We start from the raw sequence: 21,768 nt of genomic DNA on the forward strand, positions 1-21,768 counted from the left end.
AGGATTGCAATGAGTGCACGGCTGGAGGATGCTGGGCGCTCGCAATCGGGTTGATCTCAATTATTCAGTGAGATATGGGATTCAGGTTTCACGACCGCTTCGCCGCCGAACGCAGCCTTCGGCAGCTGCTACACGGAGCGGGCCAGGCTCTGCCGGGAGAACAATAAGAAATGCACAACAATCATCTGAGTCGACACGCCCAGCAGGTGTTGACCGTGACTCAGGGCAAAACCCACTTGCATGGCCCGGGTAGCGATCCGTCCATAGCCCGTTCCTGGCTGCGCTGCCTTGAGGACTATCACCTTGACCCGGCCCTGAGCATCGCGCCGACGGTGCTCGAGCATGGACGGGTCCTGGAAAGCCGCGAGCGCTTGCAGCAAGTGCTGCAGATCGCCGGCAACGAAATGGCCAGCCTGCATCAGCAACTCTCCGGCGCCGGCCATGCCGTGCTGCTGACCGATTCCCGTGGGGTGATCCTCAACTGCGTCACCGCGCCCGCAGAACGGAAGATTTTCGAGCGTGCCGGGCTCTGGCTCGGTGCGGACTGGAGCGAGGCTTGCGAAGGCACCAACGGTATCGGTACCTGCCTGGTAGAGCGCCAGTCGCTGACCATTCATCAGGACGAACACTTTCGCGGTCGCCACACCGGGCTGACCTGCTCGGCGAGCCCGGTGTTCGATCCCCATGGTGAGCTGCTGGCGGTGCTTGATGTGTCGTCGGCGCGCCATGAAGTCTCGCGTCAGAGCCAGTTCCATACCATGGCGCTGGTCAACCTCTCGGCGAAGATGATCGAGAGCTGTTATTTCCTGCGCTACTTCGACAACCAATGGTTGCTGCGCTTTCACTTGCAGGCCGAGTCCGTGGGGTTGTTCAGCGAAGGATTGCTGGCGTTTGACGGCGAGGGGCGGATCAGTGCGGTCAACCAGAGCGCCTTGAACCTGCTGGGGCATGTGCGCGGTGGGCTGCTGGGCAAACCGGTGGAGGCCTTTTTTGATTGCGCCCTGGATGAACTGCTGGGTCGCGCCAGTGTGAGCGCCAGCGCCAGTTGGCCGCTACGCACCCGCGACGGCCGCGGCTTGTTCGCAGTATTGCGGGGTCAGCCACGTAGTGTGCCGACCCCGGTTAATTCAGCTCCGCTGGTGACCGAGCGTGTGCGGCTGTCCGGCATCTGCCTCGGCGATGCGGCGCTGCAAAACGACTTCCGCAAAGCCTTGCGGGTGTTCGAACGTGATGTGCCGCTGCTGATCAATGGCGAAACCGGCTCCGGCAAAGAGGCCTTCGCCAAGGCCGTGCACCAGGCCAGCCAGCGAGCGGATAAAGCCTTCGTTGCGCTCAATTGCGCGGCGATCCCGGAAAGCCTGATCGAGAGTGAACTGTTCGGCTATCGCGGTGGCAGTTTTACCGGCGCACGCAAGGAAGGCATGCGTGGCAAGTTGCTACAGGCCGATGGCGGCACCTTGTTCCTCGATGAAATCGGCGACATGCCGCTGGCGTTGCAGACCCGTCTATTAAGGGTGCTGGAGGATCGGCTGGTGGTGCCCATCGGCGGTGAGCCCTTGGCGGTCAACGTACGAATCATCAGCGCGACCCACCGGAATTTGCTCGATCGGGTGCAAGACGGCAGTTTTCGCGAGGACTTGTACTACCGGCTCAACGGCCTGGAAGTGGCCTTGCCGGCCTTGCGTGAGCGCAGCGACAAGTCGCAGTTGCTGGATTTTTTGCTGGCCGAAGAGGCTGGCGAGCAAAACGTCCTGCTCGACGGGCCAGCGCGCCAGGCGCTGCTGGACTTCGCCTGGCCGGGAAATGTGCGGCAATTGCGCAATGTACTGCGAACTTTGGCAGCGCTGTGCGAGGACGAGCGGATCAGCTTCGAGGACTTGCCGGTGATGATCCGCCAAAGCCGGCCGGCTGCGCTGCTGATGGCCGTCGACGAGCCTTCCGAGCGCCCGCTGGACGACGCCGAACGCCTGGCGTTGCTCAACGCCCTGGAGCAACAGCGCTGGCACATGACTCATACCGCCGAGCAGTTGGGGGTCAGCCGCAATACCCTTTATAGAAAGCTGCGCAAGCATGGGATAGCGCGGTAGTCGGTTAGATCGCCCCCTCACAACCCTCTCCCCGCTGGGGATAGGGCTGGGGTGTCGATCTACCGTCAGACACACATCCCGAATAACCAATCCCAACCCGCCCCATCACCTAAAGAGTGCGATTTTCCCCGCCCTACGCTAACCTGCCTCGATGTTTTACGAGGTCGACTATGCACATTCATATTCTTGGTATTTGCGGCACCTTCATGGGTTCGATGGCGGTTCTGGCCAAAGAGCTGGGCCATCGCGTGACCGGCTCCGATGCCAACGTCTATCCGCCGATGAGCACCCAGTTGCAGGCGCAGGGCATTGAGTTGACTCAAGGCTATGATCCAGCTCAGCTCGATCCGGCACCGGATCTGGTGGTGATCGGCAATGCCATGTCTCGTGGCAATCCGGCGGTCGAATACGTATTGAACAAAGGCCTGCCGTACGTTTCCGGCCCGCAATGGCTGGCCGACCATGTGCTGCAAGGTCGCTGGGTGTTGGCGGTAGCCGGCACGCACGGCAAGACCACCACCAGCAGCATGCTTGCCTGGGTGCTGGAGCATGCCGGCATGAGCCCGGGCTTCCTGATCGGTGGTGTGCCGCAGAACTTCGCGGTGTCGGCGCGTTTGGGCGATACGCCGTTCTTCGTGATCGAGGCTGATGAATATGACAGCGCCTTCTTCGACAAGCGCTCGAAGTTCGTCCACTATCGCCCACGCACGGCGATCCTGAATAACCTTGAGTTCGATCATGCGGACATCTTCCCCGATCTTCCAGCCATCGAGCGGCAATTCCACCACTTGGTGCGGATTATCCCGAGCGAAGGCCTGGTGATCCATCCGACCACTGAGCCAGCCTTGCAGCGGGTGATCGACATGGGTTGCTGGACCCCGGTGCAAACCACTGGAGCCGGCGGCCAATGGCAGGTCAAGCTGATCAGCGAAGACGGTTCGAAGTTTGAAGTGATGTTTGAAGGCGTGGCTCAAGGCGTGGTCGACTGGGACATGACTGGTCAGCACAACGTCGCCAACGCCCTGGCGACCCTGGCGGCGGCACGGCATGTTGGCGTAGTACCGGCCATGGGTATCGCCGCGTTGAGCGCCTTCAAAAGCGTCAAACGTCGAATGGAAAAGGTGGCCGAAGTCCACGGCATTACCATCTACGACGACTTCGCTCATCACCCGACGGCGATTGCCACCACCCTTGATGGCCTGCGCAAACGCATCGGCGATGCACCGCTGATCGCGATCATCGAGCCACGCTCCAACTCCATGAAGCTCGGCGCGCACCGTGATGGCTTGCCGGCTAGTGTGGTCGATGCCGATCAGGTGATCTGGTACGCGCCGGCCAACCTCGGTTGGGACTTGGGTGCGACTGCGGCGCAGTGCACTGTGCCGTCGATCGTCAGCGATTCACTGGAAGGCATCATCGCTCGGGTGAAAAGCCAGGCCCAACCCGGCACCCACGTGGTGATCATGAGCAACGGCGGCTTCGGCGGCCTGCACGGCAAGCTGGCCGAGGCGCTGCAATGAACAACGGCCCGGAACGCATCACCCTGGCAATGACTGGCGCCTCCGGTGCGCAATACGGTTTGCGCCTGCTCGACTGTCTGGTACGCGAAGACCGTGAGGTGCATTTCCTGATCTCCAAAGCGGCTCAATTGGTAATGGCCACTGAGACCGACGTTTCGCTGCCGCCGAAGACCCAGATGATGCAGGCCTTCCTCACCGAATACACCGGCGCCGCCGCCGGGCAGATTCGCGTGTATGGCAAGGAAGACTGGATGTCACCCGTGGCTTCCGGCTCCGGATCGCCGAGTGCGATGGTGGTGGTGCCCTGTTCCACCGGGACCTTGTCGGCAATCGCCAGTGGTGCGTGCAATAACCTGATCGAGCGTGCCGCGGACGTCACCTTGAAGGAGCGTCGGCAGCTGATTCTGGTGCCTCGCGAAGCGCCGTATTCCAGCATTCACCTGGAAAACATGCTCAAGCTGTCGAACATGGGCGTTACCATTTTGCCGGCTTCGCCGGGCTTCTATCACCAACCCCAGACCATCGACGACCTGGTCGATTTCGTGGTGGCGCGTATTCTCAATCTGCTGAACATCCCGCAAGACATGCTGCCGCGTTGGGGCGAACATCATTTAAGCAGCGATGAATAAACTACTGGCCCTGGTGCTGGCCCTGCAATTGGCCGGTTGCGCCACGGCCCGAACCCTGGATGCTGCCAAGCCGGGGGCGCCGCTCGTGTATTCGGGCACGCGTCTGGATTTGTATGCGATGCAGGGCGGGTGTTGTGCCATGGACCGTTTCGGTGCCGAAGCGCCGAGCTATCCCGGCCTCGACCTGCCGGCCAGCGCCTTGCTCGACACCTTGCTGTTGCCATTGTCGTTGTTGACGGTGATTGGGGTTGAGTTTCAGGCGACGGGTGGGTTGTAGCACCTATAAGATCGCAGCCTGCGGCAGCTCCTACATTGACCTCCTGTAGGAGCTGCCGCAGGCTGCGATCTTTTGATCTTACTTGCCCAGTTTACGCAACTCATCCGACTCGACGATTCGCACTCCATCCTGTTCTTCCAGCGCCAGGCGCCACATGGCTCGGGCCAGTTGGCAGGCTTCGATGCCGTGGTATTTGCCGGGTAACAGCCTGGAAAACGGCGCTGCCAGTTGTTCGGCCAGCCGCGGTTCCGCACGCTCACCCAGCAACAGGGAAGGGCGGACAATGGTCAGCTGCGGCCAGTTCTGGGCCTTCAACGCATATTCCATTTCGCCTTTGACTCGGTTGTAGAGCACCGAGGACCTGCGATCGGCGCCAATGGCACTGATCACGATCAGGTGCCGCGCGCCCATTTCCCGGGCGCGTTTGCCGAAGGCCACGACCATGTCGAAGTCCACCGCACGGAAGGCTTTCTCGGAGCCGGCCTTTTTGATCGTGGTGCCCAGGCAACAGTAAGCGATGTCGACGCGTCCGCTGAGCTGTGGAAGAAAGACTTCGGGGTCGCCCACCGGGTTTTCCAGGTGAGGATGCTTGGCCAGTGGCCTGCGTGAGGGTGCCAATACACGGCTGATCGTCGGCTCATTGAGCAACCGGTCAAGTAGATGTTCACCGGTCAGTCCGGTGGCTCCGGCAAGCAAGACATGCTGAGGCGTCAAGTACATAGTGTTTCCCCCTTGATACTGTTCAGCTTAGTTGTTCTTTGCTTGCGTGCCTTTCAGCGTGGCGCTTTCGGGTGCTTTTTGTGCTTGCGTGCCTTTTAAAGAGGCGTTTTCGAGTGCTTTGCGGGCTTGTTGCTTGCGTAACAGCTGCCAGCGCGCGAGGACGCCCTTGGGTGCCCAGATCTGGGGTTCCGAGGCTTCGAAGTTGTCGGCCAGTTCCCGTTCGGCGACCGTTGCCCTGGCCAGGACGAAGGCTTGTTGCAGGTCGTCGGTCTGGTTCAGTGCCTGGGCGAACAATGCGTCGCCGAAATAAGTGAAGTCGGCCTCTTCCGAGCAACCGAAGGACACCCGATCAGTTCGCGAGGCGGTCATGATCAGCGTCCGGTCATCCTTGAGTGCAGGGATAAAGCCACCGGAATAGCAGGCCGAGATCACAATGATCTTGTCGCGATTTTTCAAGGGTGCGAGCACGCTGGCCAATTCGTCGGCCGGCAGATCGGCCAGCTCCAGGCGCGGCTGGTCCAGTACCAGTTCATGTTGGTGGGTGCCATGGCTGGTCAGGTAGATGAACAGTAAATCTTCCGGGCCGCTGCGCTCGGCCAGCGTCAGCGCTGCGCGCCGCAGGCTCTCTCGGCTCGCCATGGGGCGGTCGCCCATATGGTCGCGATGATTGACCAGGCGGATCTGGCCATGGGCGCCAAAGCGGCTGGCGAGCATATTGCTGACGTAGTCGGCCTCGCGCAGGAACACGCTTTGTTTGCCGTCGCCGGCCAGCGTCAAGCTGTACAGCTCCACCGCCGGGGTGGACGCGGGTACATTGGCCAAGGCTTGATCAAGCAAGTGGCCCTGAGCCAACATCCCGACCTCAAGGGTATCTGGCAACAGCTTGCCACTGGCATCACGCACCCGTTGGCCGTTGACCCAATAGCCACTTTGCACCACGCCATCGTGAAGAACGAGGGTGCCGTAGCCCTGGTAGGTGTCACTGTCGAACTGGCCGACATAAAAACTGCCGTCGCTGAGGTTCAAGCGGCCTTGACCGGAAAGGCGCCAGTCACTGAACTGGCCGATGTAATGGCTACCATCGACACCGATCAGCTCACCTTTGCCGGTCAGCGCACCCTCCTTGAACTGGCCGATCCAGACGTCGCCATCAGCATTTTCGTAGCGACCTTTGCCGTGCAACTGGTTTTGCTTGAAAGCGCCGACATACTGGTCGCCTTCGGCGCTATTGAAGGTGCCGTTGCCCTCCAGTTGGCCATTGACGAAGTGCCCGGTGAACAGGTTGCCGCTGGCATCGCCACGCTGGCCTTCGCCGTTGGGTTTGCCGTCGGCGAACTGACCCTGGTACTGGCTGCCGTCTTCGAGTTCCAGACGACCCAGTCCGGAATACTGGTCGGCCCTGAACTCACCACGGTAGGTCATGCCGCCTTCTTTGAGTGTGCCTTCGCCGTCGCGCCGGCCGAGCTTGAAGCCGCCGGTGTAACTGCTGCCGCTGGTGGTCAGGGAGCCCTGGCCGTGGAACAGCCCGTGCTCGAACTGTCCGCGGTAGACCTCGCCATTGCTGCCGTGCCATTCGCCCTGGCCATGCCACTGACCCTTGTCGAATTGCCCGGCGTACCAGCCGCCATTCGGGTAGTCGATGCGACCCTGGCCCTGTAGCAATCCGTCGACCATATCGCCGCGATAGCGCCCACCGTCCGGCAAACGGGCATCGGGCGGCAACAGCGATTCGCCGTCGCCGCATGCGGTGAGCAACAGGATTAGAGCGAGGGGTACAAGTGAGCGCATAGCGGGATCCGGGCAATTAGGGGGCCGAGTATGCCGCAGCTATGTGTCGTATAAATAGAGCCGAGCGAAACAGCGTGGGGCTGTTCCGCATCCGCAAGGGCTTAAACGAAGCAGAGAGACAGCGGTTCCGCGACGTAGGCCGGTTTTTCCTGGCCTTCGATTTCCAGGGTCACGGTGGCTTTGAGCAACCATTGACCGGGTTTCTTTTCAGTAACTTCGGCCAGATCGACCTTGAGTCGAACCCTGGAGTCGACCTTGACCGGCTGGATGAAGCGCACGCTGTCCAGGCCGTAGTTGACGATCATCTTCAAACCTTCCGGCATTACCAGAATGTCTTCCATCAGTTTGGGGATCAGCGACAGAGACAGAAAGCCGTGGGCAATCGTACTGCCAAAAGGTGTTTGCGCAGCCTTTACCGGATCAACGTGGATGAACTGAAAATCACCCGTGGCTTCGGCGAACAGGTTGATGCGTTCCTGGTCGATAGTGAGCCATTCGGAACGTCCGAGTTCCTTGCCGACATAATCTTTGAGCTCTGCAACTGGAACATAGGGCATTGAGACTCTCCTTGGGTTCATCGCTTTTATAGTTTTTTGGGGTGGGGGCTCCAGCCCCCTGGCAACTGCTTTAGATCATCATGGCCAATGGCTGCGGTCAACCATTTATGGTGTTTGCGAATGCCGGTTCATAGCGTTGGGCATGCTTATAATGCCCGGCGCGATTTTGCGGGAGATCACAGATGTTGTTACGCGGCTTGACCTGGCTGGTGCTGTTTCAATTACTGGGCACGGCTATCAACCATTTATTTTTACCGGTATTGCCGGGGCCGATTGTCGGCCTGCTGCTGTTGCTGGTGTTTCTGATTAGTCGCGGGCAAGTCGGTGAGCCGCTGAACCTGGCGGCCAGCAGTCTGCTGCGTTATTTGCCGTTGCTGCTGGTGCCGCCAGCGGTGGGTGTAATGGTTTACGCCAGCGCCATTGCTGCGGACTTCTGGGCGATCGTCGGCGCGCTGGTGCTGTCGCTGGTGATCTCCATGGCCTTCGTTGGGGTATTGATGCACAAGCTGATCCAGCGTCAGGCTCGCCGCGAGGATGCCCAATGACCTTCGATTGGCAGGGCGCGTGGGCGGCAGTGATTCATCATCCATTGTTCGGCATCGGCATCACACTGGGGGCCTACCAGCTGGTGCTGATCGGGTACGAGAAAACCCGCTGGATTTTCTTGCAGCCAGTGCTGGTGTCTATGCTGCTGGTGATCGTCGTGCTGGTCGGTTGTGGTCTGAGTTACACCGAATACCGTAAAAGCACCGAGATTCTCAGCATTCTGCTGGGGCCGGCCACTGTTGCCCTGGCGGTACCGCTGTACCTCAATCTGCGGCGGATTCGACAGTTGTTCTGGCCGATATTTACTACGCTGGTGATAGGTGGTGTCGTGGCGACCAGTCTCGGCGTGGTGCTGGGTTGGTGGTTCGGTGCCGAACACATGATTCTGATGACCATGGCACCGAAATCGGTGACCTCACCGATCGCCATGCTGGTGGCCGAGCAAATTGGCGGGGTGGCGGCGCTGGCAGCAGTCTTCGTATTGATCACCGGGGTAATCGGGGCGATTTTCGGGCCGAGTATTTTGACTCGTTTGGGTGTCCATAGCCCTGAAGCCCGCGGCATGGCATTGGGCATGACGGCGCATGCGGTCGGTACCTCGGTCGCCTTGCAGGAAAGTGAGGAATGCGGCGCCTTTGCCGCATTGGCGATGAGTTTGATGGGCGTGGCTACGGCGGTGTTCCTGCCGCTGGCTGTGTCGATGATGGTTTAAGGAAACCTATATGAGCCTGGCGCTTTTCCCCCTGAACACGGTGTTGTTCCCCGGATGCACCCTCGATCTGCAGATTTTCGAGGCGCGCTATCTGGACATGATCAGTCGTTGCATGAAGCAGAACGGCGGCTTTGGCGTGGTGTGCATTCTCGAGGGAGAAGAGGTGGGCGTCGCGCCTGAGGGCTATGCCCTGGTCGGCTGCGAGGCGCTGATCCGTGATTTCAAACAGCAGGACAACGGGCTGCTGGGCATTCGTGTCGAGGGTGGGCGCAGGTTCCGGGTGCTGCGCACCGAGGTGCAGCGCGATCAACTGATGGTGGCCGACGTCGAGTGGATGGACGACGCCCCGGAACAACCGCTGCAGGATGAAGATGCCGACCTGGTCGCCTTGCTCAGGGCATTGGCCGAGCACCCGATGGTTGAAGCGCTGAACATGGGCACCGAAGCCACCGGGCAACAATCCCTGGCCAACCAACTGGCCTACCTGCTGCCATTTTCCGAATTGGACAAGATCGACCTGCTGCAACTCGACGATCCGCAACAACGGCTGGATGCGATTCAGGCGTTGCTCGATGAGTTGCAGGGGGAGTTGTTTGCCTGAGTGCACCAGCACTGTAAAGATCGTTCCCGCGCAGAGCATGGGAGCGATCGAACGGCGCATCAGTGGGTACGCGGCCACATATGTTCGATGGACTGGTCGACCATGGCTTTGGCAATTTCCAGCAGGTGCCACACCGCGAAGACCATGGCGCGTTCGGTGCCTTTGAAGTGCTCCCCGCATTCGTAAGCAGTGACCGATGCCCAGCGCAGCAAGTCGTCGGTGTAGAGCAGCGTGTCTTCGATGCTCACATCCTTGCTGACGTTATAAAAGCGCATGGCGTCAGGCGAGGTTGGGTTGGCATCGGGCAGGTAGTGATCCAGGGCACGGTACAGCGCGGCGCGGTCCTTGAGCAGGTCGCGGGTGAAGGCGTTGTCCATTGATGGGGTGACGGGTGGCATGGGTGGGTCGGGGGTAATTTTGTCCATGTGGCGAAACTCCAATCAGAAAGTTGGAACTGCCAGGTCTCGCGACTAAACGAAGGGGTGGCAGCTACGCACAGGTTAGTCGACCGGTCGATTGGGAAACCGGCGCACCCGAGGGTGCCCTGCGCACAGCCACCATTGTGTGGGTGTACTCAAACTCTGTAGGAGCTGCCGCAGGCTGCGATCTTTTAGCGGGCAGCTCAATACGAATACCGCACCATCGCATCAGGCAAATGCCTCAACGCAAAGAAACCAAACAACGCCACCAGCGCCGGCAGCACCAGCCACCAGACTTTGGCAGACATTGCACTCAATGAGGTCTGGCGTTGGCTCAAGTTCAGGCTAGCGGCGCAGAAACAGGCCGCGAGCATGGCGCCGGCCAGCACATCGGTCGGCCAGTGAACCCCGAGATAAACCCGCGACATAGCGATCGCCATGGCAGGCAAGCACCCGACCAACAGCCAGGTCAGGCGCATTCGGGGTGGTTGGCCGCGACCGGCGAGGACTGCCAGGGTCATGAACAGCGCGAACGAGCCGGAGCTGTGGCCACTGGGCATGCTGAAGCTGGTCAGCGGGTCGCTCAGCACTTCCGGACGCATGCGGGCGAAAAACCACTTGGTGCCGGTATTGGCCAGGGCCGTGCAGAGCAGGGCGCTGCCAGCGAAGATCGCTTGGCGCCATTGGCGCGCCACCAGCAGCAAAATCGTCAGCAGGCTGCTGGCAAAGAGCAGCGTACGAAAATCGCCGAGGCGGGTCACCAGTACGGCGGCGGAGTCCATGGTGCTGCTGCGATGTTCCTGGATCAGGGTCATCAGGCCTTGGTCGAACTGATTGAGGTAGCGATAGCCGATAAACATCCCTGCCAGAATCGCGAAGCTCATGGCTGTGATCAACCGTGTGGCACTGCGGTGACGGCGCAAGGTGCTATTGATGCTCAGGCCGATCATTACGACGATGCTGCCGACGATTACCCCGGCTTGCGGCCAGAAACCTTCCGGCAGGGGCAGGCGGATGGCCGCACCTGTCGCCCAGCCCGGCAACAGATACGCCACGGTCCAGCCCGCAGCCGCCAGTATGCTCACCGCGGCAAACCGCGGGAACGGCATGTCGAACATCCCGGCAACCATCGGCAGCATCGGTCGCAACGGACCGATAAAGCGTCCGACCAGCAGGCTGGCGATGCCATAACGCTGGAAATACACCTCGGCACCGCCGATCCACTCGGGGTGATGGCGTAATCCCGGCAGGCGGCGAATATTCTGGTGGAAGCGCCGCCCCAGGAAATACGACACCAGGTCTCCCAGCAAACCGCCGAGAAACCCCAGCAGCAAGGTCTCGCCCAAGGACAGCGCGCCACTACCGGCCAATACCGCGACAGCGAACAACAAGACCGTCCCTGGCACAATCAACCCGGCAATTGCCAGGCACTCGATGCACGCCACTATGAACACCGTCGCGGCCAGCCATTGCGGGTTTGCCGTCAACCATCCGGTCAGGCTATCGAGCCATGGGCCCATAGATTCAACTCCATTTTTGTGTATTAACCGGTAAGGGTGGTGTTTTAGTTCAAGAAATAGTCGCGGCCTTCGACCTGGCCACGACGCAGCGGGTTCCGGGTGCAGTATGGGGCGTAGGCGGCATCGACGAAGCGGTACATCAAGTGCTCGTCGCGTCCGTGAGGGATGCCCAGGCGAGTGGTTTGAATGATGTGGATCGGTGGAAGGCCGACATCTTCGACAAACAGCAGCTCATGATCGAAGCGTTTTGCGTCCCAGATCGGCACTTTCAGGCCCAGCGCCTTGCAGAGCAAGGTTTGCCCGGCGCAGAGCTTCTGCGACGGGCGCGGATGACCGTTGGCATGCGGATTGTTCAGCAGCATCTGGGCCAGGCTTGCCGGGCCGGACGCTTCGTCGATCCACGGATAAGCGGATTTGATCAGGACTGCATTGCCGGGTCCATGAGCGCTGAAGTTCAGCGAATCGCCACCACGGGCGTAATACATATAGATGTGGCCGCCATCGAGAAACAAAGCCTTACGTTTTTCTGTGTAGCCAAGTGAAGCATGGCTGCCTTTCTCACCGCAGTAATAGGCTTCGGTCTCGATGATTCGCGCGCTGAGCCACAGATCGCCGACCCGATGGCGGATGATTTTGCCCAACAGTTCACGGGCCAGCACTTGAGCGTCACGGTCGAAAAACTCGTCAGGCAGCGCCTTGGGCATGCTCGGAGCGGTCAGATTGGACATGATGGCTAAGTGTATTTGAGGCTGATTGAACCGCGATGATAGCAATTTCAAGCTTAATCACAGCTGAACGTCCTCTATTTGCTGTCCATTTCGACCATCCGCCCGTCACTGCTGTTAGTAGGAGAGCGCGACAGCTATAATCTGCCGCTTTCCTCTTTGCCAAGACCATTGAGACCATGACTGAGTCCGTTCTTGACTACATGACCCGCTTGGGTCGCGCTGCCCGCGAAGCCTCCCGCGTGATCGGCCGTGCCAGTACCGCGCAGAAAAACCGCGCACTGCACGCTGCCGCCGCGGCTTTGGATGCCGCTCGCGCCGAGTTGACCGCCGCCAATGCGCTGGACCTGGCCGCTGGCCGTGCCAATGGCCTGGAGCCGGCCATGCTCGAGCGTCTGGCACTGACCCCGGCACGGATCGACAGCATGATCGTCGGCCTGCGTCAGGTGGCCAGCCTGCCGGATCCGATTGGGGCGATCCGCGATATGAGCTATCGGCCGTCGGGTATCCAGGTCGGCAAGATGCGTGTGCCGCTGGGTGTGGTCGGGATCATCTATGAGTCGCGGCCGAACGTGACCATCGACGCCGCGAGCCTGTGCCTGAAATCGGGCAACGCGACCATCTTGCGCGGCGGTTCCGAGGCAATTCATTCCAATCGGGCCATCGCTATTTGCATTCAGCAGGGGCTGGCCGAGGCGGGTTTGCCGGCCGCCGTGGTGCAAGTGGTGGAAGTAACCGACCGTGCTGCGGTTGGCGCGCTGATCACCATGCCCGAGTACGTCGACGTGATCGTGCCCCGTGGTGGCAAAGGCCTGATTGAGCGAGTCAGCCGTGATGCGCGGGTGCCGGTAATCAAGCACCTGGACGGCATCTGCCACGTTTACGTCAGTGCCCACGCCGAACTGCCAAAGGCCCAGCGCATCGCGTTCAACGCCAAGACCTACCGTTACGGTATCTGCGGCGCCATGGAAACCTTGCTGGTTGACCAAGTGGTGGCCACCGATTTCCTGCCGGCGATGGCCGAGCAGTTCCGCGCGAAGGGCGTCGAGCTTCGCGGCTGCGAACGCACGCGCGCGATCATCGAGGTGGTTGCGGCCACCGAAGAAGACTGGAATACCGAATACCTGGCGCCGATCCTGTCGATCCGCGTGGTCGACGGGCTGGATCAGGCCATCGAACACATCAACCATTACGGCTCGCATCACACCGACTCGATCGTCACCGAGCACCAGGGCGAAGCCCGGCGTTTCGTTGCTGAGGTCGACTCAAGTTCGGTCATGATCAACACTCCGACCTGCTTTGCCGATGGCTTCGAATATGGATTGGGTGCCGAGATTGGCATTTCTACTGATAAGCTGCACGCCCGCGGCCCGGTGGGCCTCGAAGGTCTGACCTGCGAGAAGTACATCGTGGTCGGTGATGGCCAGTTGCGCGGTCAGGAGTCGGTCTGACTTGGCCGATATCCGCCAGTCAGCTGCCGTGACTCCCAGCGAACCCCAGCCTAGACGCATTGGCGTGCTGGGCGGGACCTTCGATCCGGTGCATATCGGTCATTTGCGCAGTGCGCTGGAGGTGGCCGGCTCGCTGGAGCTCGATGAGCTGCGTCTGACACCCAGTGCCAGACCGCCGCATCGGGGGACGCCACAGGTGTCGGCCGTCGACCGTCTGGCGATGGTCGAATGTGCAGTGGCAGGTATTGCGCCGCTGGTGGTGGACGCCCGAGAGCTGCAACGGGACAAGCCGTCGTACACGATCGACACCCTGGAACTGATGCGGGCCGAGTTGGCCGCTGATGACCAGTTGTTTCTGCTTTTGGGCTGGGACGCATTTTGCGGCCTGCCCACTTGGCACCGCTGGGAGGAGTTGCTCCAGCATTGCCACATCCTGGTGCTGCAACGCCCGGATGCCGACAGCGAACCGCCGGATGCCTTGCGCAACCTGCTGGCAGCGCGCTCGGTGAGCGACCCGCTGGCCCTGAAAGGGCCGAGCGGACAGATTGCATTCGTCTGGCAGACACCGCTCGCGGTATCCGCCACCCAGATCCGTCAACTGCTGGCCAGCGGTAAGTCGGTACGTTTCCTGGTGCCTGACGCGGTCCTGGCCTACATCGATGCGCACGGTCTTTACCGTGCGTCGAACTGAATGGGAGTGCTTCAAGGCACGTGGCAACAACGTGTATTGAAACGCCCGAACATATGAGCAAAACGAGTTTTTTATGACTGACAAAGACGTATCTAAAGTAAAGCGCAAAGGCTCGTTCAAGAGCGCCCCGCTGCCAGTACCGGCTGAAACCGGCCCGGCACTCCTCGGCGAAGAGCTGGTCAAGGTCGCCGTAGCGGCCCTGGAAGACGTCAAGGGCCAGGACATTCTGGTGATCGACGTTCGTGAAAAGCAGAGCATCACCGACTACATGATCATCGCGACAGGTACTTCCAACCGCCAGATCGGCGCGATGTTGGACAAGGTCCGCGAAATGGTCAAAGAGAAAGGCGTCAAGCCGCTGGGCGAAGAAGGCAAGGGCGACAGCGACTGGGTTCTGTTGGACCTGGATACTGTCATCGTTCATATGATGACCGCCAACGCTCGTCAGTTCTATGACCTGGAGCGTCTGTGGTCGGGTGCGGAACAAAGCCGTGCGATGAACGCTGCACACCACAGCCCGGAAAATACCCACGAGCACTTCATCAAGCTCAACAAAGACCAGCAATAAGGGACCGCTGTGCGACTGCGACTGATCGCCGTCGGTTCACGCATGCCCAAATGGGTGGAAGAAGGCTGGCATGAATATGCCAAGCGTCTGCCATCCGAGCTGGCGCTGGAACTGGTGGAAATACCGCTCAATACCCGTGGCAAGAACGCTGACGTGGCGCGCTTCATCCGCCAGGAAGGCGAAGCCATGCTGGCCAAGGTCGGCCCGAATGAGCGGATTGTCACGCTCGAAGTGCACGGCAAGCCCTGGAGCACCGAGCAACTGGCGGTCGAACTGGATCGCTGGCGGCTGGACTCGCGCACGGTGAATTTCATGGTCGGTGGCCCCGAGGGGCTGGCGCCGGAAGTCTGTGCGCGCGCCGATCAGCGCTGGTCGCTGTCGCCCCTGACGTTGCCGCATCCGCTGGTGCGAATTCTGATCGGTGAACAGCTGTATCGCGCCTGGACAGTTCTGTCCGGGCACCCCTATCACAAATAGCATCGCGCCCTACTAAATGTCCCAACCGATCCGCATCAAGGACCACGAGAAAGACGCCCGTCTGGTGCGTGGCCGGGTCGTGTTCGGTGCAATAGCAGTGGTGTGCCTGATCGCGGTGCTGATCGCCCGGCTGTATTTCCTTCAGGTGATCCAGTACGAGTATCACTCCACGCTGTCGGAGAACAACCGCGTTCATGTGCAGCCGATTCCACCGACCCGCGGGCTGATTTTCGACCGCAATGGCGTGGTGGTGGCCGATAACCGGCCCAGCTTCAGCCTGAGCATGACCCGCGAGCGTTCGGGGGACTGGCAGCAAGTGCTCGATGTGATCGTCGAAGTGCTGGAGCTGACGCCGGAAGATCGGCAGCTGTTCGAGAAACGCATGAAGCAGGGGCGCCGGCCATTCGAGCCGGTGCCGATCCTGTTCGAGCTGAACGAAGAACAGATCGCCCGCATCGCCGTCAACCAGTTCCGTTTGCCGGGCGTGGAAGTGGTCGCGCAGCTGGTGCGGCATTATCCGCAAGGGGCGCACTTCGCGCACTCTGTGGGGTACATGGGGCGGATCAACGAGAAAGAGCTCAAAAGTCTCGATCCGGTCAATTACAGCGGCACCCACCATATCGGCAAAACCGGCATCGAGCGCTTCTACGAGCCAGAGCTGCATGGCCAGGTGGGTTATGAAGAGGTCGAGACCAACGCCCGCGGCCGCGTGTTGCGGGTGCTCAAGCGAACCGATCCGATTCCCGGCAAGGACATTGTCCTGAGCCTCGACATCAAACTGCAGGAAGCCGCCGAGCTCGCGCTGGGTGGCCGACGTGGCGCAGTGGTGGCGCTGGATCCGAACACCGGCGAGGTGTTGGCGATGGTCAGTCAGCCGAGTTTCGACCCGAACCTGTTCGTTACCGGCATCAGTTTCAAAGCCTATGCCGAGTTGCGTGATTCGATCGACCGCCCGCTATTCAACCGCGTGTTGCGAGGTCTCTATCCTCCGGGCTCGACCATCAAGCCCGCGGTAGCAATAGCCGGGCTCGACTCAGGCGTGGTCACGGCTTCCACGCGGGTCTACGATCCGGGTTACTACCAACTGCCCAACTACGATCACAAATACCGTAACTGGAACCGCACCGGCGACGGCTTTGTCGATCTGGATACGGCGATCATGCGTTCCAACGACACCTATTTCTACGACCTGGCCCACAAGCTGGGGATCGATCGGTTGTCGGCCTATATGGGCAAGTTCGGTATCGGCCAGAAGGTCGCGCTGGACATGTTCGAAGAATCGCCGGGGCTGATGCCTTCGCGTGAGTGGAAACGCGCGACCCGGCGTCAGGCCTGGTTCCCGGGCGAAACACTGATTCTCGGGATCGGTCAGGGCTATATGCAATCAACCCCGTTGCAACTGGCCCAGGCTACTGCTCTGGTGGCCAGCAAGGGCAAGTGGTATCGCCCGCACCTGGCGAAAACCATCGAAGGCGAGAAGCCGCTCGATGAAAACCCGATGCCGGACATCATCCTGCGCGATCCAGCCGATTGGACCAGGGTCAATCACGGTATGCAGCAGGTAATGCATGGCGCGCGCGGTACAGCGCGCAAAGCAGCCATCGGCGCGCAGTACCGGATTGCCGGCAAAAGCGGCACAGCCCAGGTGGTCGCCATCAAGCAAGGCGAGAAGTACGACCGTTCCAAGGTTCAGGAGCGCCATCGTGACCACGCCTTGTTCGTCGGTTTTGCCCCTGCCGATAATCCGAAAATCACCGTGTCGGTCATGGTCGAGAACGGCGAGTCCGGCTCCGGCGTCGCGGCCCCGGTGGTTCGCCAGATCATGGACGCGTGGTTACTCGATCAGGCCGGCCGGCTCAAGCCTGAGTTCGCCAGCCCTATAAACGCGGAGGCTACGGCCCGTGAAGAGTAATTTTGATCGCATCCTCTCCAGCGAGGATGTGATGCGTCGCCGCGCGACGCTGTTGCAACGCATGCACATCGACGGGCCTTTGCTGATTCTGTTGCTGACCCTCGCCGCGGGCAGTCTGTTCGTGCTGTATTCGGCCAGCGGCAAGAGCTGGGATCTGCTGGGCAAGCAAGCGACCTCTTTTGGCATCGGTCTGGTCTCGATGTTCGTCATCGCCCAGCTCGAGCCGCGCTTCATGGCGCGCTGGGTGCCATTGGCCTATGTGTGCGGCGTAGTGCTGTTGGTGGTGGTGGACGTCATGGGCCACAACGCCATGGGCGCTACGCGCTGGATCAACATTCCCGGGGTGATTCGCTTCCAGCCATCGGAGTTCATGAAGATCATCATGCCGGCGACCATCGCCTGGTATCTGGCCAAACGCTCACTGCCCCCGCAACTCAAGCATGTCGGCATCAGCCTGATGTTGATCGGAGTCCCGTTTATCCTGATCGTGCGCCAGCCTGACCTTGGCACCTCGTTGCTGATTCTCGCCGGTGGCGCCTTCGTGCTGTTCATGGGCGGCCTGCGCTGGCGCTGGATTGTCAGCGTGATCGCTGCCGCGGTGCCGGTGGCCGTGGCGATGTGGTATTTCGTCATGCATGAGTACCAGAAACAGCGGGTCCTGACCTTCCTGGACCCGGAAAGCGATCCGCTGGGCACTGGCTGGAACATCATCCAGTCCAAGGCGGCCATCGGTTCCGGCGGCGTCTTCGGCAAGGGTTGGTTGCTCGGTACTCAGTCCCACCTGGACTTTCTGCCGGAGAGCCACACCGACTTCATTATCGCGGTCCTGGGCGAAGAATTCGGCCTGGTGGGCATCTGTGCCTTGCTGTTGATCTATTTGCTGTTGATCGGCCGTGGGCTGGTGATTACCGCTCAGGCGCAGACATTGTTCGGCAAATTGCTCGCCGGCAGCCTGACCATGACGTTTTTTGTTTACGTTTTCGTCAACATCGGTATGGTCAGTGGCCTGTTACCGGTAGTGGGGGTGCCATTGCCATTCATTAGCTATGGAGGAACTTCGCTGGTGACGCTGCTGTCAGCGTTTGGGGTTTTGATGTCGATCCATACCCATCGTAAGTGGATCGCGCAGGTTTGAATAAGGTGAAGATTTCAATGCAAGTAATGCGTGGCTGGGCGACTCGATACGCTCCGTGGGTCGGCCTGGTAGGCATCCTTGGTGCAGCACAGGAGGCGCTGGCCGGCGATTACGAAGGCACGCCGCAGGTGGCCGAATTCGTCGGTGAAATGACCCGCGACTACGGATTCGCCGGAGAGCAGCTGATGGGGGTGTTCCGCGAAGCCGAGCGCAAGCAGTCTATCCTCGACGCGATTTCCCGGCCTGCCGAGCGGGTCAAACAGTGGAAAGAATACCGCCCGATGTTTCTCACCGATGCGCGTATCGCGCGTGGCGTGGATTTCTGGCGTCAGCACGAAGCCGTGCTGGCTCGCGCCGAAAAGGAATACGGGGTGCCGGCCCAGGTGATTGTATCGATCATCGGCGTTGAAACCTTTTTTGGCCGTAATACCGGCAATTACCGGGTGATCGACGCATTATCGACCCTGGGCTTCGACTACCCGCCGCGCGCCGATTTTTTCCGCAAAGAGCTGCGTGAGTTCCTGCTGCTGGCCCGTGAAGAACAAGTCGACCCAATGACGCTCAAGGGGTCTTATGCCGGCGCCATGGGCTTGCCGCAGTTCATGCCGAGCAGTTTTCGCGCCTATGCTGTGGATTTCGACGGTGACGGTCATATCAATATCTGGACTAACCCGGACGATGCCATCGGCAGTGTTGCCAGCTATTTCAAGCATCACGGCTGGGTAGCCGGCGAGCCGGTGGTCAGCCTGGCCACGGTGCGTGGTGACAAGGTCGATGAAGGTCTGACCCAGGGCATCGAGCCGGTCAAAACGGTCGGGGAGTTGCGAGCGCTGGGCTGGTCAAGTCATGATGCGCTGCGCGATGATATGCCGGTCACGGCTTTTCGGCTGGAAGGCGACAATGGCCCCGAGTATTGGATGGGGTTGAATAATTTTTACGCGATTACGCGCTATAACCGCAGTGTGATGTACGCAATGGCCGTGCATCAGCTGTCTGATTTGCTGGTCCAAGCACGGGGCGTCAAGTAATGCGGGCAATGCCGATACATAAACCCCTGAAGCTGGCGGCTGTTGCTGCACTGTCGTTGTTGGTTGTCAGTTGTTCGACCAGCCGCGCGCCGCAGCAGAAATCACCGACCGTCGTTCGCGCGACACCTGGCCTGGATATCAATCGCGCCCATAAAGATGGCGCGCCGTGGTGGGATGTCGATGTTTCGCGCATCCCCGATGCCACACCGACCCTGCACACCGGACCTTACAAGGCCAACCCTTACACGGTGCTGGGTAAAAGCTACTTCCCGATAAGCGAGTCGAAGAATTACGTCGCCTCGGGTACGGCTTCCTGGTACGGCACCAAATTCCACGGCCAGAATACCGCCAACGGCGAAGTCTATGACCTGTACGGCATGAGTGCCGCGCACAAGACCCTGCCGCTGCCGAGCTATGTCCGGGTGACCAACCTGGACAATAACAAGAGCGTGATTCTGCGGGTCAACGATCGTGGGCCGTTCTACTCGGACCGGATCATCGACTTGTCCTACGCTGCCGCCAAGAAGCTCGGTTATGCCGAAACCGGCACGGCAAGGGTCAAGGTCGAGGGGATCGACCCGCAACAATGGTGGGCCCAGCGCGGCCGGCCGGCGCCGCTGATGCTCAACGAACCTCGGGTGGCGCAAGCTGCCGCTCCGGTGATGAGCGCTTCGGCCGGCACTGTCGAGCAATGGACGCCACCACCGCAGCAACATGCCGCGCCCGTTATCCCGGTGCCGCTGGATGCAAAAAAAAACGCTTCTGCAACAGCCTCTGGCCAGTATCTTCAGGTGGGCGCCTTCGCCAACCCGGACGCTGCCGAACTGTTGAGGTCGAAGCTGAGCGGGATGGTGCAGACCCCGGTGTTCATCAGCTCGATCGTGCGTAACCAACAGACACTCCATCGGGTACGCTTGGGGCCGATCGGTACGCCGGCTGAAATCGAGCAAGTGCAAAACAGCGTGCGACTGGCCAATCTCGGCCAGCCAAAGCTGGTAACAGCGGAATAAGTGACATCTGATTGAGGACCTGGCCCTGGGGTCGGGTTCCGGTTGTTGGCTCGTCAAAGAACAAAAAAACCGAGCACGGTTTAGGGCGAACAACTGAACACGCGACAACCGGGACCGGTTGTCAGATTAGTTTTGCCCGCGAGGGCAAGTTTCCATTAGCAATTTCGAGAGACGGATGAACATCACCACCTTTGCCAAACGCCTGTGCCTGCTTGTCCCGCTGCTCATCACGCCTGCCGCCTGGGCGATAGAGATGATGCCGTCGCCACCGCAACTGGCCGCCAAATCCTATGTGCTCATGGACGCCAGCAGCGGCAATGTGCTGGTCGAGAACAATGGTGACCAGCGTCTGCCGCCGGCCAGTCTGACCAAGCTGATGACCGCCTACATGGCGACTCTGGAAATCCGTCGCGGCCAGATCGGTGAAAACGATCCGGTAACCGTCAGCGAGAATGCCTGGCGTACCGGCGGTTCGCGGATGTTCATCAAGGTTGGCACGCAGGTAACGGTCAGCGATTTGCTGCACGGCATCATCATCCAGTCGGGCAACGACGCCAGCGTTGCGCTTGCCGAGCACATCGCCGGTAGCGAAGACGCGTTCGCCGACATGATGAACAAAACCGTCACCGATCTGGGCATGACCAACAGTCACTTCATGAACCCGACCGGTCTGCCGAACCCGGAGCATTACTCGTCGGCTCATGACATGGCCGTGCTGGCCCGCGCGATCATCCACGAAGACCCTGCTCACTATGCGATCTATTCGCAGAAAGAGTTCTTCTGGAACGGCATCAAGCAACCGAACCGCAACCTGCTGCTGTGGCGTGACAAGACTGTCGACGGCCTGAAAACCGGTCACACCGACGAAGCCGGCTACTGCATGGTGTCTTCGGCTGTACGTGACGGCATGCGTTTGATCGCAGTGGTCTTCGGCACCAACAGCGAACAGGCTCGTGCTGCTGAAACCCAGAAGCTGCTGACTTACGGTTTCCGCTTCTTCGAAACCCAGACCTTCTACCAGAAGGGTACCGAGCTGGCTCAGGCTCCGGTCTGGAAAGGCACCACCAATCAGGTCAAGGCCGGTTTGGCTCAAGACCTGACCATGACTATGCCTAAAGGCCAGCTGAAAAAGCTGCAGGCGAGCATGAGCATGACACCGCAACTGATCGCACCGATCGCCAAGGGCGACGTGATTGGTAAAGTCGAAGTGAAACTGGACGATAAAGTCGTGCACAGCGCCGACCTGATCGCACTGGACGCCGTCGACGAGGGTGGTATCTTCCGCCGCATGTGGGATAGCATCCGTCTATTCTTCTACGGCTTGTTCAACTGATTATTGTGGTCCAGCGTGCCTCTCGCTCTGACATAGAGCGGGAGGTATGTCCGTCGCCACGG

Annotated in this window: 22 protein-coding genes; 16 read left to right on the forward strand and 6 right to left on the reverse strand. The window is 60.2% G+C overall.

What is annotated here, in order from left to right; genetic code table 11:
• The first annotated feature begins 170 nt into the window (after window positions 1-170).
• From F8N85_RS08410 to F8N85_RS08425, 4 genes are all read left to right on the forward strand, one after another.
• A complete protein-coding gene (locus F8N85_RS08410) occupies window positions 171-2,087 on the forward strand; it encodes a sigma-54-dependent Fis family transcriptional regulator (RefSeq protein WP_150803177.1) in 1,917 nt (638 codons plus the stop codon).
• Window positions 2,088-2,257: 170 nt separating this feature from the next.
• Complete coding sequence (gene mpl, locus F8N85_RS08415; RefSeq protein ID WP_150803178.1) at window positions 2,258-3,607, forward strand: UDP-N-acetylmuramate:L-alanyl-gamma-D-glutamyl-meso-diaminopimelate ligase; 1,350 nt, start codon at window positions 2,258-2,260, stop codon at window positions 3,605-3,607.
• A complete protein-coding gene (gene ubiX, locus F8N85_RS08420; protein WP_150803179.1) occupies window positions 3,604-4,236 on the forward strand; it encodes a flavin prenyltransferase UbiX in 633 nt (210 codons plus the stop codon). Before mpl ends, ubiX begins: the two co-directional genes overlap by 4 nt.
• Entirely contained in the window at window positions 4,229-4,513 is a 285-nt protein-coding gene (locus F8N85_RS08425; protein WP_150803180.1) for a YceK/YidQ family lipoprotein, read from the forward strand. The genes ubiX and F8N85_RS08425 overlap by 8 nt, the downstream gene beginning before the upstream one ends.
• Window positions 4,514-4,591: 78 nt before the next feature.
• On the opposite strand, the gene F8N85_RS08430 is transcribed toward F8N85_RS08425, so the two are convergent.
• The 3 genes from F8N85_RS08430 to F8N85_RS08440 all read right to left on the reverse strand — a co-directional run bounded on the left by F8N85_RS08430 (window position 4,592) and on the right by F8N85_RS08440 (window position 7,578).
• Window positions 4,592-5,233 carry an oxidoreductase gene (locus F8N85_RS08430; RefSeq protein ID WP_150803181.1) on the reverse strand — a complete coding sequence of 214 codons (642 nt, stop codon included), beginning with the start codon at window positions 5,231-5,233 and terminating at the stop codon, window positions 4,592-4,594.
• Window positions 5,234-5,260: 27 nt separating this feature from the next.
• Window positions 5,261-7,021 carry a C13 family peptidase gene (locus tag F8N85_RS08435; protein ID WP_150803182.1) on the reverse strand — a complete coding sequence of 587 codons (1,761 nt, stop codon included), beginning with the start codon at window positions 7,019-7,021 and terminating at the stop codon, window positions 5,261-5,263.
• A 101-nt stretch (window positions 7,022-7,122) separates the two neighbouring features.
• Entirely contained in the window at window positions 7,123-7,578 is a 456-nt protein-coding gene (locus F8N85_RS08440; RefSeq protein ID WP_150803183.1) for a MaoC family dehydratase, read from the reverse strand.
• A 182-nt stretch (window positions 7,579-7,760) separates the two neighbouring features.
• On the opposite strand from F8N85_RS08440, the gene F8N85_RS08445 reads away from it, so the two are divergent.
• The 3 genes from F8N85_RS08445 to F8N85_RS08455 are packed head-to-tail and all read left to right on the forward strand — an operon-like array spanning window position 7,761 to window position 9,437.
• Complete coding sequence (locus F8N85_RS08445; RefSeq protein ID WP_150803184.1) at window positions 7,761-8,123, forward strand: CidA/LrgA family protein; 363 nt, start codon at window positions 7,761-7,763, stop codon at window positions 8,121-8,123.
• The gene (locus tag F8N85_RS08450; protein ID WP_150803185.1) at window positions 8,120-8,836 is read left to right on the forward strand and encodes an LrgB family protein; all 717 of its coding nucleotides are present in this window, start codon (window positions 8,120-8,122) and stop codon (window positions 8,834-8,836) included. Before F8N85_RS08445 ends, F8N85_RS08450 begins: the two co-directional genes overlap by 4 nt.
• Before the next feature lie 10 nt (window positions 8,837-8,846).
• Window positions 8,847-9,437 (forward strand): LON peptidase substrate-binding domain-containing protein, encoded by a 591-nt coding sequence (locus tag F8N85_RS08455; RefSeq protein ID WP_150803186.1) that lies wholly within the window; start codon window positions 8,847-8,849, stop codon window positions 9,435-9,437.
• 59 nt (window positions 9,438-9,496) lie between these two features.
• Here F8N85_RS08455 and F8N85_RS08460 read toward each other — a convergent pair whose 3' ends face one another.
• The 3 genes from F8N85_RS08460 to F8N85_RS08470 form a co-directional block, all read right to left on the reverse strand.
• Window positions 9,497-9,862 (reverse strand): DUF6124 family protein, encoded by a 366-nt coding sequence (locus F8N85_RS08460; protein WP_150803187.1) that lies wholly within the window; start codon window positions 9,860-9,862, stop codon window positions 9,497-9,499.
• A gap of 197 nt (window positions 9,863-10,059) precedes the next feature.
• Complete coding sequence (locus F8N85_RS08465) at window positions 10,060-11,376, reverse strand: bifunctional DedA family/phosphatase PAP2 family protein (protein ID WP_150803188.1); 1,317 nt, start codon at window positions 11,374-11,376, stop codon at window positions 10,060-10,062.
• Between the two features lie 44 nt (window positions 11,377-11,420).
• Complete coding sequence (locus F8N85_RS08470) at window positions 11,421-12,104, reverse strand: DNA-3-methyladenine glycosylase (protein ID WP_150803189.1); 684 nt, start codon at window positions 12,102-12,104, stop codon at window positions 11,421-11,423.
• 176 nt (window positions 12,105-12,280) lie between these two features.
• On the opposite strand from F8N85_RS08470, the gene F8N85_RS08475 reads away from it, so the two are divergent.
• The 9 genes from F8N85_RS08475 (at window position 12,281) to F8N85_RS08515 (ending at window position 21,706) form a co-directional block, all read left to right on the forward strand.
• Window positions 12,281-13,552: a glutamate-5-semialdehyde dehydrogenase gene (locus F8N85_RS08475; protein ID WP_150803190.1), complete on the forward strand. Its 1,272-nt coding sequence runs from the start codon at window positions 12,281-12,283 to the stop codon at window positions 13,550-13,552.
• A complete protein-coding gene (nadD, locus tag F8N85_RS08480; protein ID WP_150803191.1) occupies window positions 13,521-14,243 on the forward strand; it encodes a nicotinate-nucleotide adenylyltransferase in 723 nt (240 codons plus the stop codon). The genes F8N85_RS08475 and nadD overlap by 32 nt, the downstream gene beginning before the upstream one ends.
• A 73-nt stretch (window positions 14,244-14,316) precedes the next feature.
• Window positions 14,317-14,811: a ribosome silencing factor gene (gene rsfS, locus F8N85_RS08485; RefSeq protein ID WP_150803192.1), complete on the forward strand. Its 495-nt coding sequence runs from the start codon at window positions 14,317-14,319 to the stop codon at window positions 14,809-14,811.
• Between the two features lie 9 nt (window positions 14,812-14,820).
• Complete coding sequence (gene rlmH, locus F8N85_RS08490; protein WP_003185785.1) at window positions 14,821-15,288, forward strand: 23S rRNA (pseudouridine(1915)-N(3))-methyltransferase RlmH; 468 nt, start codon at window positions 14,821-14,823, stop codon at window positions 15,286-15,288.
• A gap of 16 nt (window positions 15,289-15,304) precedes the next feature.
• Window positions 15,305-17,200, forward strand: a complete 1,896-nt coding sequence (gene mrdA / locus F8N85_RS08495) for a penicillin-binding protein 2 (protein WP_150803193.1) — start codon at window positions 15,305-15,307, stop codon at window positions 17,198-17,200.
• A 31-nt stretch (window positions 17,201-17,231) separates the two neighbouring features.
• Complete coding sequence (gene rodA / locus F8N85_RS08500; protein WP_191636146.1) at window positions 17,232-18,335, forward strand: rod shape-determining protein RodA; 1,104 nt, start codon at window positions 17,232-17,234, stop codon at window positions 18,333-18,335.
• Window positions 18,336-18,352: 17 nt separating this feature from the next.
• Complete coding sequence (mltB, locus tag F8N85_RS08505; protein ID WP_150803195.1) at window positions 18,353-19,363, forward strand: lytic murein transglycosylase B; 1,011 nt, start codon at window positions 18,353-18,355, stop codon at window positions 19,361-19,363.
• Window positions 19,363-20,373, forward strand: coding sequence for a septal ring lytic transglycosylase RlpA family protein (locus F8N85_RS08510; protein ID WP_150803196.1), 1,011 nt, complete (start codon window positions 19,363-19,365; stop codon window positions 20,371-20,373). Before mltB ends, F8N85_RS08510 begins: the two co-directional genes overlap by 1 nt.
• Window positions 20,374-20,548: 175 nt before the next feature.
• Window positions 20,549-21,706, forward strand: a complete 1,158-nt coding sequence (locus F8N85_RS08515; protein ID WP_150803197.1) for a D-alanyl-D-alanine carboxypeptidase family protein — start codon at window positions 20,549-20,551, stop codon at window positions 21,704-21,706.
• The last annotated feature ends 62 nt before the right edge of the window (window positions 21,707-21,768 follow it).

Origin of the sequence: Pseudomonas fluorescens, assembly GCF_902497875.1 — a bacterium.
Lineage (GTDB): Bacteria > Pseudomonadota > Gammaproteobacteria > Pseudomonadales > Pseudomonadaceae > Aquipseudomonas > Aquipseudomonas fluorescens_BR.